Here is a 12,615-nt window from a genome sequence, read left to right on the forward strand (position 1 = left end):
GGGATCCCCTGCTCTGGCGAGGGAGACCTGAAGAACGCGGTCGCCATGAAGGTTCTGGATGTGCTGGGGGCGGGGGGATCATACACGGAGTTCTACGCGATGGATTTCCGAGATCAGTTCGTCCTCATGGGACATGACGGTCCTGGACACATCGCGATCAGCGATCGCAAGCATGTCCTGCGGGGGCTGGGCCTCTATCATGGCAAGGCGGGGTTTGGCGTCTCGGTGGAGTTCAACGTCAGGACCGGGCCGGTCACCATCTTCGCTTGCACTCAGACGCGAGATGGACGCCTGAAATTCCTGGCCGCTGAGGGGGAATCCCTGCCCGGGCCCATCCTGCGCATCGGCAATACGAACAGTCGCATTCGCTTCCGGCTCCCACCTGCCGAGTTCGTGGACGCCTGGTGCGCGCAGGCTCCCACCCACCACTGTGCGCTCGGGGTCGGGCATGTGGCCAGCACGCTGGCGAAGTTCGCCCACCTGGAGGGGCTGCCGTTCGTCGAGGTGGGGCGGTCGAGTGTAGAGCATTGGGGGGCGTGAGCAGCGCTTGGTGAAGCCGGCCGGAGTGGGGGCGGTTGTTCACAGCGCCTTCGGCCGTGAGGGGGCCGCGGAAAGGTCAGGATGATCTCGCCAGGCGGTAGTAGATCTCCTGTCGCTATAGGCCGGGTGTGGGAGCCCGGCCTGCTATGATCATCCCGGATCGTTTCTGTAACGCTATGGGGTTACGGGTGAGGGGGCTCTATGGAGCGAGTGGCCTTTGTTCTCAAGGTGCGGGCCGACCGTATCGAGGAGTATAAGGAGCGTCATAAGCACGTTTGGCCTGAGATGTTGCAGGCCCTGCGGGAGGCCGGATGGCGCAATTATTCCCTCTTCATGCGGGAGGATGGTCTGCTGTTTGGCTACCTGGAGACCGAGGACTTCGATAGGGCGCTGGCCGCCATGGCCGAGCAGGATGTGAATGCTCGGTGGCAGGCGGAGATGGCGCCCTTCTTTGAGCGGCTGGAGGGGCAGCGCCCGGACGAAGGCCTGATTCGGCTGGAGGAGGTCTTCCATCTGGATTAATGTGCTCTTCCGGTTAAGGGGGATGGAGCCGGCGGCGATCTCGCGTTCGATTTCCACGCGCGGCAGGGGTGAGTCCTCTGATCGAGCGGATATTGCGTTGGGATGGATTCGGTGAGACGGATCCTGGCTTATGGGACGGCTTACCTACTGTGGGTGGTCACCATCGCGCTGAGCGTCCTGGGCGCGATCGTCGCCCGCAGCACCTATCAGTTGTTATTGACCACGACTGCCTGGCATCGGTATACCCTCCACGCGTTGAACCAGTTCCTCACCTTTTTTCTCGCCTTCCTGCTGCTTTGCCTCATCGTCTTCGTCGAATCCTTCTACCGCACGGGGGTTCGGAGGGGCGATCTGCTGGCCCGATTTTGCCTGCTCACGGCCATCGAGCTGGCCTTCTTTGCCGTGCTGCATGTGATCCGGGTGATCCTGCTGTGGGTTTCCGGCGCGAGCGTTACCCTCGGGTTTGCCATCATGGTGGGCGAGTTGGCGGGCGCGGCCGTTTTCTCCCTGCTGGCCCGTCGGCTGCGGCGGCCGACATCCACAGCGTTGAGGCGCTGACGTCCATCAATGGCAAAGGGCCCGGCCACGCGGCTGGGCCCTGCGTCGTCTGTCGGTCGGGAGGCTGGCCCGCGTTCACACGACCAGGGAGAAGTCGCGCAGGATGGATCCGCCGATGAACTCGCGCAGGATGGAATTGTCGGGGATCCACTTGGTGTCCACCGGCAGGAACCAGTTCAGGAACGCCAGCAGGCGCTTGGCCTCGATGTATTCCTGGGTTCTGGGTTTGATCTGTAGCAACAGCGGCTCGGCCAGCGGACGCAGCACGGCCAGCTCGTAGAGGAGCGCCGAGTTGAACATCACGTCGGCGTGTTCCTGGTAGGGGAAGATGTACTTCCTCTCGCCGCGACGGACGCTCTCCCAGCGCTGGATGGTCTCCTGAGCGGAATAGCCGCGATACGTCGCGTCGCGCACGATGCGGCGGATCAGCCGCGTGTCCGTCGTGGGCACGCGGTTGTGCTGGTCCAGGTTGAGCTGCGTCAGAGCGGAGACGTAGATGCGATAGATGCTGTCTCGCGGGATGTGGGGCACCAGCGCCGGGTTCAGCCCATGTATGCCCTCGACCACGATGACGTGCTCCCGCGTGAGTTGGACGGTGATGCCGCGCTCCCGTTTGCCCGTGCGGAAGTTATACCGAGGCAGCTGCACCATCTCCCCGTTCATGAGTTTGAGGAGTTGCTCGTTGAACAGCTCGAGGTCCACGGCCTCCAGCGCCTCGTAGTCGTAGTTCCCCTCCTCGTCCTTCGGCGTCTTCTCCCGGTCGACGAAGTAGTCGTCCAGCCCCAGGGCGAAGGGGCGTATCCCGTTGGCCAGCAGCTGGATGGCCAGCCGGCGGGCGAAGGTGGTCTTGCCTGAGGAGGAGGGGCCCGCGATCAGCACCAGCCGCACCTGGGGGCGCCGCTCCTGGATCTCCTGGGCGATCTGGGCGATGCGCTGTTCGTGGAGCGCCTCGGAGACGAGGATCACCTCCCGGGTGCGGTCGTGAGCGATGGCCTCGTTCAGGCCGCCCACGTCCTCCACGTGCATCAGCCGCATCCACTCGCCGTACTCGTGGAACACGGCCATCAGCTTGGGGTATGCCTTGTACGGCTGCAGCCGAGTGGGGTCGATGCGGCGCGGGAATTGGAGCACGAATCCGGGCGGGCAGTCTCGCAGGGCGAACCAACGCAGGTACCCGGTGGAGGGCACCATGTACCCCGGGAAGTAGTCCCGCACGCCGCGAATGCCGTATAGCGCCAGGTCGTTCTTGCTGCGGTGCTTCAGCAGCCGCACCTTGTCCATATCGCCGCGCGACCGGAAGAAGGCGATGGCCTCGGTCAGCGTCAGCTTCTCCCGTGTGATGGGCTCATCGGCCTCGACGATCTCCCGCATGCGCTCCTCAATCCGCTTCAACTCCTCCGGCGTGAACGCCTCACGGCCGCGCACCTGGCAGAAATAGCCCCCGAAGGTCAGCGAGTGGTCGACGTAAATGCGGGCCTCCGGGAACAGCTCGGCGGCGGCGGCGATCAGCAGCAGCGTGAGGGAGCGCCGATAGATGCGCATCCCGTCCTGGGTGCGCATGGTCAGGGGGACCACGTCCACGTCCCTCTCCACCCGGTAGGTCAGCTCGTACAGCTCCCCATCGACCAGGGCGCCGGTCACCGGCGCGTCCAGGTCCAGATCGGCGGCTCGGATGTAGGCTTCCAGGCGGGTGCCAATGGGGGCCTCGTAGACCTGTCCGTCGGGAAAACGCACCTGAGCCGTGGTGCGGGGTTTCGATGGCCACACAGTATTTTCCTCTGCCCCGTGTTCGCTCACCCTCTTCACCTTTTCCGTCATCGATTCCTCTCTCCCTTGCTCGTCGTTTTTCGCTTCTTCGCGATGGATTCATACGGTTTCACTGTATCCCAATCTGGGCAGAAGTCAAGTGCCCTGAGGTACGCCCCGTCTGGCTTTGGGCTCGATTCCCCGCCACAGGTGGTACAGGGGAAAGAAGAAGGCCCCCCGTCTCATACGGGAGGCCCATCCGACGATCCGGTGGCGTTTGATCTCAGTTGTCGGCCTGTTTGCCTTCTGATCTGTGTGGCCGAAGGCCGTGCCCTCGCCGCACCACCCCACATCCGTGTTAAAGAGGTTTCTTACCAGGCTTTCCGATTGCCGATGTTCCTGCCATGTTCTCCGAGAGCGCGCTAAAGTCCCAGGCGCTCGAACTGGGATTCCGGCGCCTGGACCTCGCGCAGCGCCTGTCGGAGCTTCTCCTCGTATGTACGCTCGATGGGGGTGCCGGCCAGGTCGTGTTCCTGGTCCTCGTCCTCCCGGATGTTGAACAGCAGCGAGGGGTGGACGACATCATCCGGCGCTGCCGAGATCCGGGCCATCTCATCCGGACGGAAGCGCATCCGCCCCACCAGCATCTCCGTCTGCGGCATGTAGGGGCCGAACTCCAGGCGTCCGGTGAGATCGGGCAGCTCCCACCAGGGCGCCGTAGACCAGCGCAGCGAGTACGCCTCCAGGGGCGTGTTGTCGGGCGTCTGCGGATGCCGCAGATAGGTGTAATGTCCGTCGGTGTAGTTCACCCCTCTGCCCCACCAGCCGTACAGGACATAATCCCGAACGCGGTCCACCTTGCCCTCCAGAATGGGGATCAGCGAGCGTCCGTGGACCGGACGCGGCGGTTCCAGCCCGAACCATTCCAAGATGGTCGCGTACAGGTCCACGGTGGTGGTCAGGGCGTCGATGCGCTCACCGCCGCGGGCGCCGCCCGGGAGGTGGATCATCAACGGGGTGTGCGCGATGGTCTGATATGCCGGGCAGGCCGGCTTGCCCATCCAGCCGTGCTCACCCAGGAAGTGGCCGTGATCGGTCATCAGGATGATGGCCGTGTCGTCCCACAGTCCGAAGTCGTCCACGCGCTCCAGCAGGCGGCCCAGCCAGCGATCGGTCATGGTCACCTTCCCGGCGTACTGGGCGCGTATATGGCGCATCTGTTCCTCCGTCTCCCCCTCGATCCGGCCGTAGCGGTCCCAGATGTAGAGCGGGCCGTCCCAATCCGGATCGTACATGGTGTCGTAGGGGGGCGGCACGTGGAACGGCTCGTGGGGGTCGAACTCGTCGATCATCAGGAAGAAGTTCTCGTGGCTGTGATTGCGCTCCAGCCAGTCGGCCGCGGCCTGAAGCGTTCGAGGGGCGAAGAAGTCGGCCTCCCGGTTGAGGCGGCTCATGTTCCGCCAGTAGCGCGGGCTGAGCACGCCGTGGTACGGCGGTGGGTCCGGCCGGGGATCGGTGATCCAGGGGTCGTTCTCGTGGCCACGGATGAACTCCCATCCCTCGAAGTCAATGTGATAGTTCTCGCCGCCGCGCTCGAACAGGTGGTAATGGTCCGTGATGAGGTGGGTGAGCACGCCCGCCTGGCGGAGCAGCCGGGGGAGCGGGTGGTCCCAAGGTTCCAGGCTGCCCCACGGCCGCCATAGGAACTCCCAGTCGCCCGTCCACAGGTCCCGGCGGGCTGGCATGCAAGGGGCCGAGCCGATGTAGTTCTGCTCGAATACCACGCTGCGCTCCGCCAAGGCGTCCATGTTGGGAGTGCGTACCCAGTCGTTGCCGTAGATCGGTAGGAAGTGACGGTTCAGGCTGTCCAGCAGGATGCAGATGACTTTCATGGGGGCCTCCGTAGGGTTGGGTGTTATGTGTTGCGTGGTCTTGTCTTGGGATGGAGACGATGGGCGGGCACTTAGGTGGTTTCGTGGTTAAGGAGCCCGGGCGGACACCGGACGTGGGTAGGGGGCTGTGGGGGGGGCGTTGACATAGGTTGTCTCCTCCATGTATAATCCCAGGCGAACGCAGTGTCCTGCTTTCCCGGGTTGGACGTTCTTGTGGCACTCATGGAGCTGCGTTCTCGCGGCGGGGTGGTTTCGCGTTCGCCGCGGATATAGGATATTATGCGGAATCATCCCGCATCCGTCAACTGACCGGGGATGCGGTGATGTTCCATGTCTCACCGCTGAGTCACGGAGGGCGCGAAGAAGGAGAAACACGGGAGGAGCTCTGCGCCTTCTTGTGCCCGCTGCACAGGCTCGCGACTCGCTTCGCACAGGGGTTCGCTCATTTTGTGCTGCCGCCGATCCGCTTTTGCCGGCGCTTCCGTGGACGTTGCCGCAGCCGAGAATTCCTCCTCACTTCCCCGGCTCCTGATGTGAACATCTCTCCTTTGTGCTTGCGGTTATGTGCAGCGCTGCCGGAGGGGACTTGGAGGCTTCTGCGTGTTGCCATGACCTGCCGTGAGGATTTGTGATCCATGACGTATCCCATACTGGAACACGACCCGACTCGCGAGGCGCTCATTGAACCGGCTAAGGTCATCGAACCCCGCGATATGCCCGAGCATTGCGTCATCTGTTTCTTCCGAGAGGTGATCGAGAGGGTCGTTGAGGAACATGATGCCAGGGTGCTCGTCGAGAACCGATGGGAAGATGGCCCCCATCCCGTGTACGAGATCACCCACCGAGGCCAGCGGCTGGCCTTCTTCCACCCGGGCGTTGGGGCTCCCCTCGCCGCAGGTCTTCTGGAGGAGGTGATCGCGTTCGGCTGCCGCAAGTTCATAGCCTGTGGCGGATGTGGCGTGCTTGAGAGGGATATCGCCGTTGGCCATCTAATCGTCGTATCCGCTGCTGTTCGTGATGAAGGGGTTTCCTATCACTACCTTCCTCCCTCTCGTGAGGTTGAGGCCCATGAGAGAGGGATAAGCTCGCTGATTGCCGTGTTGAGGAATCGTGGGATTCCACATCGGGTGGGCAAGACCTGGACCACGGATGCCCCCTATCGGGAGACTCCGGACGTCATCGCGAGGCGGAGGGAGGAGGGGTGTCTGGTTGTGGAGATGGAAGCGGCCGGGATGATGGCCGTAGCTCACTACAGAGATGTGGTGTTCGGTCAAATCCTGTATGGAGGGGACGATCTCAGTGGCGACGAGTGGGATAACCGGAGCTGGCAATCTCGGACGGCCATCCGGGAGAACCTCTTCTGGATCTGCGCGGATGCCGTGCTGACGTTGTAGCAGAGGAGTGCGGTAAAGGGAATGCGATCCGCCCCTCCTCGGTTCCTGGCGTGAGAGCCCTTTCTGGGCGCTCGCGCTTCCACGCGGCGCCATCGAGGATATTTTGAGGGAGGTTTATGAGCGAATCACCGCGAATGGGAACCCGTGCCGTCTGGGCGGGGGAGCAAGAGGATTGGATGCAGGGGGCCACCCAGGTCCCCGTGGTTCACAGCGTCTCCTTTGGATACCGGGATGTGGATGAATGGCTACAGGTCGCGCTGGGTGAGAAGAGGGGCCACATTTACAGCCGCAATACCAATCCCACGGTGCACGCGTTCGAGGAGAAAGTCCGCAGTTTGGAGGGGGCAGAGGCAGCCACCAGCGCCGCAACCGGCATGGGGATCATCAGCAGCACGCTGTTCGCACTCCTTTCACCGGGGGACCGGGTTGTCTCCGTGAAGGACACATATGGTGGAACCAATGTGATCTTCTCGGAGTTCATGCCGCGCTTCCACATAGAGGTCACACTGTGCGACACCGTTGACCACGCCCAGATTGAAGAGGAGGTGGCGAAAGGGTGTAAAGTGCTGTATCTGGAAAGCCCCACCAATCCCATGCTGAAGGTCGTCGACCTGGCCCGTTTGGCGGCGGCAGCTCACGCGGTGGGGGCGATGGTCATCGTGGACAACACCTTTGCGACGCCCATCAACCAGAACCCATTGCAATTGGGGGCGGACCTGGTGCTGCACAGCGCGACCAAGTTCCTGGGCGGGCACGCCGATGCGCTGGGGGGCGTGGTCTGTGGCAAGCGGGAGTGGATCGAGCGGATCTATCACTACCGGGAGATCAACGGGGCGGCCTTGCATCCCATGGCCGCTTACCTGTTGCTGCGCGGCATGAAGACGCTTCATCTGCGGATCCGCCAGCAAAATGCCAGTGCCCTTCGGATCGCGCAGTTCCTGGAGGGACATCCGGCGATTGAGCGCGTGTTCTATCCTGGCCTGGCATCCCACCCTGGGCATGACATCGCCCGCCGACAGATGCGGGGATTCGGCGGGGTGCTGAGCTTCATGTTGAAGGAGAACAGCTTCGATGCATTGCGCCGCTTCCTGCCAAGGCTACGTTACGCCCACGCGGCGGCCAATCTCGGCTCGGTCGAGACGATAGTGGGGCCGCCCGCTACAACCAGCCACGTGGAATGCACCCAGGAGGAGCGGGCAGCGTTGGGGATCCCGGAGAGCCTGGTGCGCTATTCGGTGGGGATTGAGGACACGGAGGATTTGATCGCGGATCTGGAGCAAGCGCTGCGCCCGTTTATATAGGCGTTGAAGATCGCGGCGCTGGCAACACCGCACGATTTTGCCTTCCCTGCCCCTCGTTCGATGTGGGGCTATCGCTGTGCGGTTGAGGCTCATAAAAGAGGCGTACGGATGCCATCTTTCGCGCCGTCCCAGATCGTGTTGCTGGTAGTGCCGCCTGCCTTGCTGGGCACGACCTATTTCGCCTTCAGGGGGTTGGCTGCCTGGCTGGGGCCTGCGAGAGGATACCTCGCAGGCTTTCTGTTCTACTGGGTCTTCTGGTGTTTCCTGGCCTCGGTGTTAATCGTCGGCCCGGAGGGACTGCGGGAGATGTTTGGAACCCCGCGCCCGAGATTCGGGAAGCCCGCCTGGTTGGGATTCCTCCTCCTGTTGGGGCCGCCGCTGGTGATGTACGTGACGAGGTTTCCGGCGGAGGTGAAGGGGGCGAGTCTGACGATCATCATCTATTCCGCCCTGTTCGCGTTGGCCAATGGCACGATGGAGGAGGTGCTCTGGCGGGGGACTTATGTGATCGCCTTTCCGGATAGCTGGCTATGGGCATATCTTTACCCGGCCGTCTGGTTTGGGCTGTGGCATCTATCGCCGCAGGTGGTGTACCCCAGCGAGATGGCGGGCGGTGCGCTGGCATTCGCGCTGATGTCCATTTCCCTGGGATTGGTGTGGGGCTGGGTGGCAAAGACGACAGGCTCGATCCAGTGGACGGTGATGGCTCATATCCTGCTCAACTTTGCCGGGCTGGCTGGGCGTTCATTCCTGTGAGCTCCGGAGTGCCCGACCTTCAGGCCGCCAGAATGGAAAGGAGGGATGGCCATGGGGGAGATGGTCGTGCGAGTTGTGGCGGGGGCGCTTCTACTGGCGCTGCTGGCCTTATGGCTCTTTGGCGAGCGCTGGCGCCTGCTTCGGCGTTCGACGTGGCGCTTCCTACGCGAGGGTGGCTTGCGGCGACTCTTGAATGGGAGCGCTCTGCATGCGTATGCCTATGGGCGGTGGACCAATCAATATCTGGATGTGCTGATCCACCGCATTTATCCAAGGCTAGATGCGCGTGGTCGGCAGCGCTGGGCGGACCACTACCACAGCAAGGTGCTCACCCCGGAACATGCCCGGGCGATCATCACGCTCGACGAGGACATACCGCTGCGGGATCTAGAGCAGATCATTCCTTACCCGGCGGCGCGGGACATCGTGCTAAAGGGGCCGCCTGATGTGGCGGTCTACGAGTGCGGCTGTCGGCATGTGCGTGCCAACCCTTGCGAGCCGACCCAGGTATGCATGATCATTGGGCAGCCCTTTGTGGACTTCGTTCTTGAGCACAACCCACAGAGCAGCCGTCGGATCACCCAGGACGAGGCATTGGCTTTGCTGCAGGCCGAGCATGAACGGGGGCATGTGCATTCGGCCTGGTTCAAGGACGTCTGCCTGGACCGCTTCTACGCGATATGCAACTGCTGCAAGTGTTGCTGTGGCGGGATAGAAGCGATGACGAAATACGGGGTCCCGCTGATGGCCTCTTCGGGTTATGTGGCTCAGGTGGATAAGGCACTTTGCGCTGCCTGTGGAACCTGTGAGGAAGCCTGTCCCTTCGAGGCGATTCAGGTGGGAGAGAGCGCCATCGTGAGCTGGGAGGCGTGTATGGGGTGTGGCGTTTGCGTAGGACAGTGCCCCAATGAGGCGATATCATTGGAGCGTGATGAGAGGAAGGGGGAGCCGCTGGACGTGCGAGCGCTGGCAGGGCTGGAGCCTGTCGTAGGGGGTTCATGAATCATCTCCGCCTGATCTGCTCGCTTTGAGGCGAGGCTGATGTATTGGGGGCCTGGTCCTCGGGCGATCGTGGTGCCCGGGGGAGCAGATCGGCGAGAATGATGGGAGAGGCACAGAGGATGGATGCCCTCTGTGCCTCCGGGGTCGGGAAAGAGGTCCGCCACCTCTCTCAGTCGAAGCGGCCCTTCCCCTCGTACTCGTTCACCACCTTCAGCACCGGGCAGAACGAGGCCTCTGGAATGGGGCAGCGATCAGGCTCGAGGAATTCCACCGTGCCCGCGGTCTTGACGGTGCCCTCCCCGCGAAGATTGGCATAGTTGCCGGTGCCTGAGAGGATGACGAAGTTCCCCTCCGCCTCGAAATGCCAAACTCCATCTTCGTCTATGTTCAGGTTGGTGAAATCGGAGTCGACTTTCAGGCTGATGGAGCTCTGGGCATCCGTCTCGCTCGCCAGGAGCACCGTGCCGTGCACGGTATCCCATTGAAAGTTCCCCCAATCGCCTGTGATGAACGTGATATCCGAGGCCGCCCCGCTATCCTGTACCAATCCATCGGCTGACCAGATCCCCCGGGTGGCGGGTAGCGAGCCCATATCGCCGTATCCCTCTTGATGAAGCGTGAAGGATATGGCGGGTACGGGGGTCGGCGGAATCGGGGTGGCGATGAGGTTGGGTGCCACTGGCGCACAGGCGATCAGTCCCGCCAGCACCATGGCCCCGACCAACACTACGGCCACTGTGGGGATCCATAAGCTCTTCTTCATCGTCCTTTCTCCTTCATGACTCGCGAACATCCCCGAGCTCCTTCGTCGCTCCTGCAACGGGAAACCCCTCCGGAAGGAGCCTTCTTTTGTGGAGCGTGTAGCTGAGGGATGCCCTCAGGCACCTCGCCGATCAATTCTCAGATGTTCGATATGTGAGTGACGCTCGGCCGTGCACGGATATCTACGCACATCATACCCAATGGCCATCGAGAAAACGTCGAGAGAACATCGTTTGCAGACAGGCCGAGACGGGGGTCGCCTTCGCCGGACCGCAACCTCGTGTCAATCTTCTTCCCAGCCGCCGGCGGAGGGGGCGAGGAGGGAACGGATGGCCGAGAAACTGCATATCACCCTGTTGGGAAGCCCGGGCGTGACCTTGGGGGAGGAGCCAGTGACCGGTTTCGTCTCCAACAAGGCCCGAGCGCTGGTCTATTACCTGGCCGCTACAGGGCAACCACACACCCGTGGTGCCCTGGCTGGCCTCCTTTGGGGCGACGTGCCCGACGCGACCGCCAGGAGGAATCTGCGTGATGTGCTCTCCAACCTGCGGCGTCTGATCGGGCCTTACCTGCTCATCACCCGCCAGACGGTGGGGCTCAACCGAGAGGCCCCTTGCGTTGTGGACCGTGAGGACTTTTCGGCCAGGCTGTCGCGTGTCCGGCGCGCCGAGCCGCCCGCCACACCGTTGACTTCCGCGGAGCTGACATCCCTGAGCCGGGCGGTGGACCTGTGCCAGGGCGAGTTCCTGGCCGGCTTTTACGTGTCCGGCGCCCCGCTCTTCGAGGAGTGGGTTTTGGGGGAACGGGAGCACTTGCGGCGGGAGCTGGAGGACGCGCTGGAGATGCTGGTGCGCGGGCACAGCGCCCGGGGGGAATGCGAGCCCGCCATCACCTACGCCCGGCGGTGGCTGTCCCTGGATCCCCTGCGCGAATCGGCTCATCGCGCGCTGATGCAGCTCTACGCCTGGTCCGGCGATCGGGCGACGGCCCTGCGTCAATACCAGGAATGCGTTCGCGTCCTCAGAGAGGATCTGGGCGTCGAGCCCTCGCCGGAGACCGTGGCCCTCTACGAGCGCATTCGCGCCGGTGAAATCGATCGTGGCATGCCCCAACGGCGAGAGCGAGCCGTCCGAGGCTATGAGCTGCGCGAGCGCATCGGCGCAGGCGGCTTCGGCGTGGTCTACCGCGCCTATCAACCCTCCGTTGGGCGGGAGGTAGCGGTCAAAGTCATCCCGCCCCGGTACGCCAATCATCCCGATTTCATCCGCCGCTTCGAAGCAGAGGCCCAACTGGTGGCGCGGCTGGAGCATCTGCACATCGTTCCCCTTTATGACTACTGGCGGGAGCCGGACGGTGCCTATTTGGTCATGCGCTGGCTGCGCGGCGGCAACCTGCGCGAATCGCTCCGGCGCGGCCCGTGGAGCCTGGAGGCCGCTGCCCGGTTGCTCGATCAGCTCGCCGGCGCGCTGACGGTTGCCCATCGTCAGGGCGTGATCCATCGAGATGTCAAGCCGGAGAACATCCTGCTCGACGAGGAGGGCAATGGTTACCTCTCCGACTTCGGTATCGCCAAAGACCTGATGCGCCCCACAGGCGTGATGGAGACCGGTGCTGTTGTCGGCTCGCCGGCCTATGTTTCTCCCGAGCAGGCGCAAGGCGGATCGCTTACGCCTCAGAGCGATCTCTACAGCCTGGGCGTCGTGATGTACCAGGTCCTGGTGGCCGAGCATCCCTTTCCCGGCCTCTCCCCGGCGGAACAGCTGATCAAACACCTGACCGAGCCGCTGCCGCCGATGCGAGAGCGACGCTCCGATCTGCCCGAGGCCCTGGAGGAGGTGATCCAGCGGGCGACGGCCAAGGATCCGGCGGAGCGGTACCCCGACGCGCGGGCCTTCGCCGCGGCCTTCCGTGAGGCGATATCCGGCCCGGAGAGGGAGGCCGCCGCCTCGCCGCCGGACTGGGCGCCGCTGGAGATGGTGAATCCGTACAAGGGGCTGCGGGCCTTCGAGGAGGCCGACGCGGCCGACTTCTTCGGCCGCGAGGCGCTGGTCGAGCGGCTGTTGGCGCGTCTGGCCCTCACCCCCCACCCGGCCCGCCTTGCGGCGAGCCACCCTCCCCCATCTCCCGCCGGCGGGAGAGGGG

11 protein-coding genes are annotated in these 12,615 nt (G+C 63.5%); 8 read left to right on the forward strand and 3 right to left on the reverse strand.

Translation table 11 applies throughout. The features are described from left to right. From GXP39_18820 to GXP39_18830, 3 genes are all read left to right on the forward strand, one after another. A partial coding sequence (locus GXP39_18820) for an arabinose isomerase (protein NOZ30089.1) occupies positions 1 to 540 on the forward strand: 540 nt, incomplete at its 5' end. A 201-nt stretch (positions 541 to 741) separates the two neighbouring features. Beyond that, positions 742 to 1,062, forward strand: coding sequence for an L-rhamnose mutarotase (locus GXP39_18825; GenBank protein NOZ30090.1), 321 nt, complete (start codon positions 742 to 744; stop codon positions 1,060 to 1,062). A gap of 111 nt (positions 1,063 to 1,173) precedes the next feature. Next, positions 1,174 to 1,620 carry a hypothetical protein gene (locus tag GXP39_18830; protein NOZ30091.1) on the forward strand — a complete coding sequence of 149 codons (447 nt, stop codon included), beginning with the start codon at positions 1,174 to 1,176 and terminating at the stop codon, positions 1,618 to 1,620. A gap of 75 nt (positions 1,621 to 1,695) precedes the next feature. Here the strand turns inward: GXP39_18830 and GXP39_18835 are convergent, their stop codons facing one another. Both GXP39_18835 and GXP39_18840 read right to left on the reverse strand, forming a co-directional pair. After that, the gene (locus GXP39_18835; protein ID NOZ30092.1) at positions 1,696 to 3,387 is read right to left on the reverse strand and encodes a nucleoside kinase; all 1,692 of its coding nucleotides are present in this window, start codon (positions 3,385 to 3,387) and stop codon (positions 1,696 to 1,698) included. Positions 3,388 to 3,788: 401 nt separating this feature from the next. Beyond that, positions 3,789 to 5,258 carry a sulfatase gene (locus GXP39_18840; GenBank protein ID NOZ30093.1) on the reverse strand — a complete coding sequence of 490 codons (1,470 nt, stop codon included), beginning with the start codon at positions 5,256 to 5,258 and terminating at the stop codon, positions 3,789 to 3,791. Between the two features lie 635 nt (positions 5,259 to 5,893). Here GXP39_18840 and GXP39_18845 point away from each other — a divergent pair. The 4 genes from GXP39_18845 (at position 5,894) to GXP39_18860 (ending at position 9,711) form a co-directional block, all read left to right on the forward strand. Continuing rightward, entirely contained in the window at positions 5,894 to 6,652 is a 759-nt protein-coding gene (locus GXP39_18845) for a nucleoside phosphorylase (protein NOZ30094.1), read from the forward strand. A gap of 116 nt (positions 6,653 to 6,768) precedes the next feature. Then, positions 6,769 to 7,953 (forward strand): cystathionine gamma-synthase family protein, encoded by a 1,185-nt coding sequence (locus tag GXP39_18850; GenBank protein ID NOZ30095.1) that lies wholly within the window; start codon positions 6,769 to 6,771, stop codon positions 7,951 to 7,953. A gap of 108 nt (positions 7,954 to 8,061) precedes the next feature. Continuing rightward, entirely contained in the window at positions 8,062 to 8,709 is a 648-nt protein-coding gene (locus tag GXP39_18855) for a CPBP family intramembrane metalloprotease (GenBank protein NOZ30096.1), read from the forward strand. Positions 8,710 to 8,760: 51 nt separating this feature from the next. After that, the gene (locus tag GXP39_18860) at positions 8,761 to 9,711 is read left to right on the forward strand and encodes a 4Fe-4S ferredoxin (GenBank protein ID NOZ30097.1); all 951 of its coding nucleotides are present in this window, start codon (positions 8,761 to 8,763) and stop codon (positions 9,709 to 9,711) included. A gap of 169 nt (positions 9,712 to 9,880) precedes the next feature. Here GXP39_18860 and GXP39_18865 read toward each other — a convergent pair whose 3' ends face one another. After that, positions 9,881 to 10,474, reverse strand: coding sequence for a hypothetical protein (locus GXP39_18865; protein NOZ30098.1), 594 nt, complete (start codon positions 10,472 to 10,474; stop codon positions 9,881 to 9,883). 328 nt (positions 10,475 to 10,802) lie between these two features. On the opposite strand from GXP39_18865, the gene GXP39_18870 reads away from it, so the two are divergent. After that, a partial coding sequence (locus GXP39_18870; protein ID NOZ30099.1) for a protein kinase occupies positions 10,803 to 12,615 on the forward strand: 1,813 nt, incomplete at its 3' end.

The sequence above is a fragment of the Chloroflexota bacterium genome (genome assembly GCA_013152435.1).
Classification (GTDB): Bacteria; Chloroflexota; Anaerolineae; order DUEN01; family DUEN01; genus DUEN01.

What these genes read in the sequence shown, in the direction of transcription:
- GXP39_18825 (NOZ30090.1), top strand. Translation starts at nt 742, where the DNA reads ATGGAGCGAGTGGCCTTTGTTCTCAAGGTGCGGGCCGACCGTATCGAG.
- GXP39_18840 (NOZ30093.1), bottom strand. Translation starts at nt 5,258, where the DNA reads ATGAAAGTCATCTGCATCCTGCTGGACAGCCTGAACCGTCACTTCCTA.
- GXP39_18845 (NOZ30094.1), top strand. Translation starts at nt 5,894, where the DNA reads ATGACGTATCCCATACTGGAACACGACCCGACTCGCGAGGCGCTCATT.
- GXP39_18850 (NOZ30095.1), top strand. Translation starts at nt 6,769, where the DNA reads ATGAGCGAATCACCGCGAATGGGAACCCGTGCCGTCTGGGCGGGGGAG.
- GXP39_18855 (NOZ30096.1), top strand. Translation starts at nt 8,062, where the DNA reads ATGCCATCTTTCGCGCCGTCCCAGATCGTGTTGCTGGTAGTGCCGCCT.
- GXP39_18860 (NOZ30097.1), top strand. Translation starts at nt 8,761, where the DNA reads ATGGGGGAGATGGTCGTGCGAGTTGTGGCGGGGGCGCTTCTACTGGCG.
- GXP39_18865 (NOZ30098.1), bottom strand. Translation starts at nt 10,474, where the DNA reads ATGAAGAAGAGCTTATGGATCCCCACAGTGGCCGTAGTGTTGGTCGGG.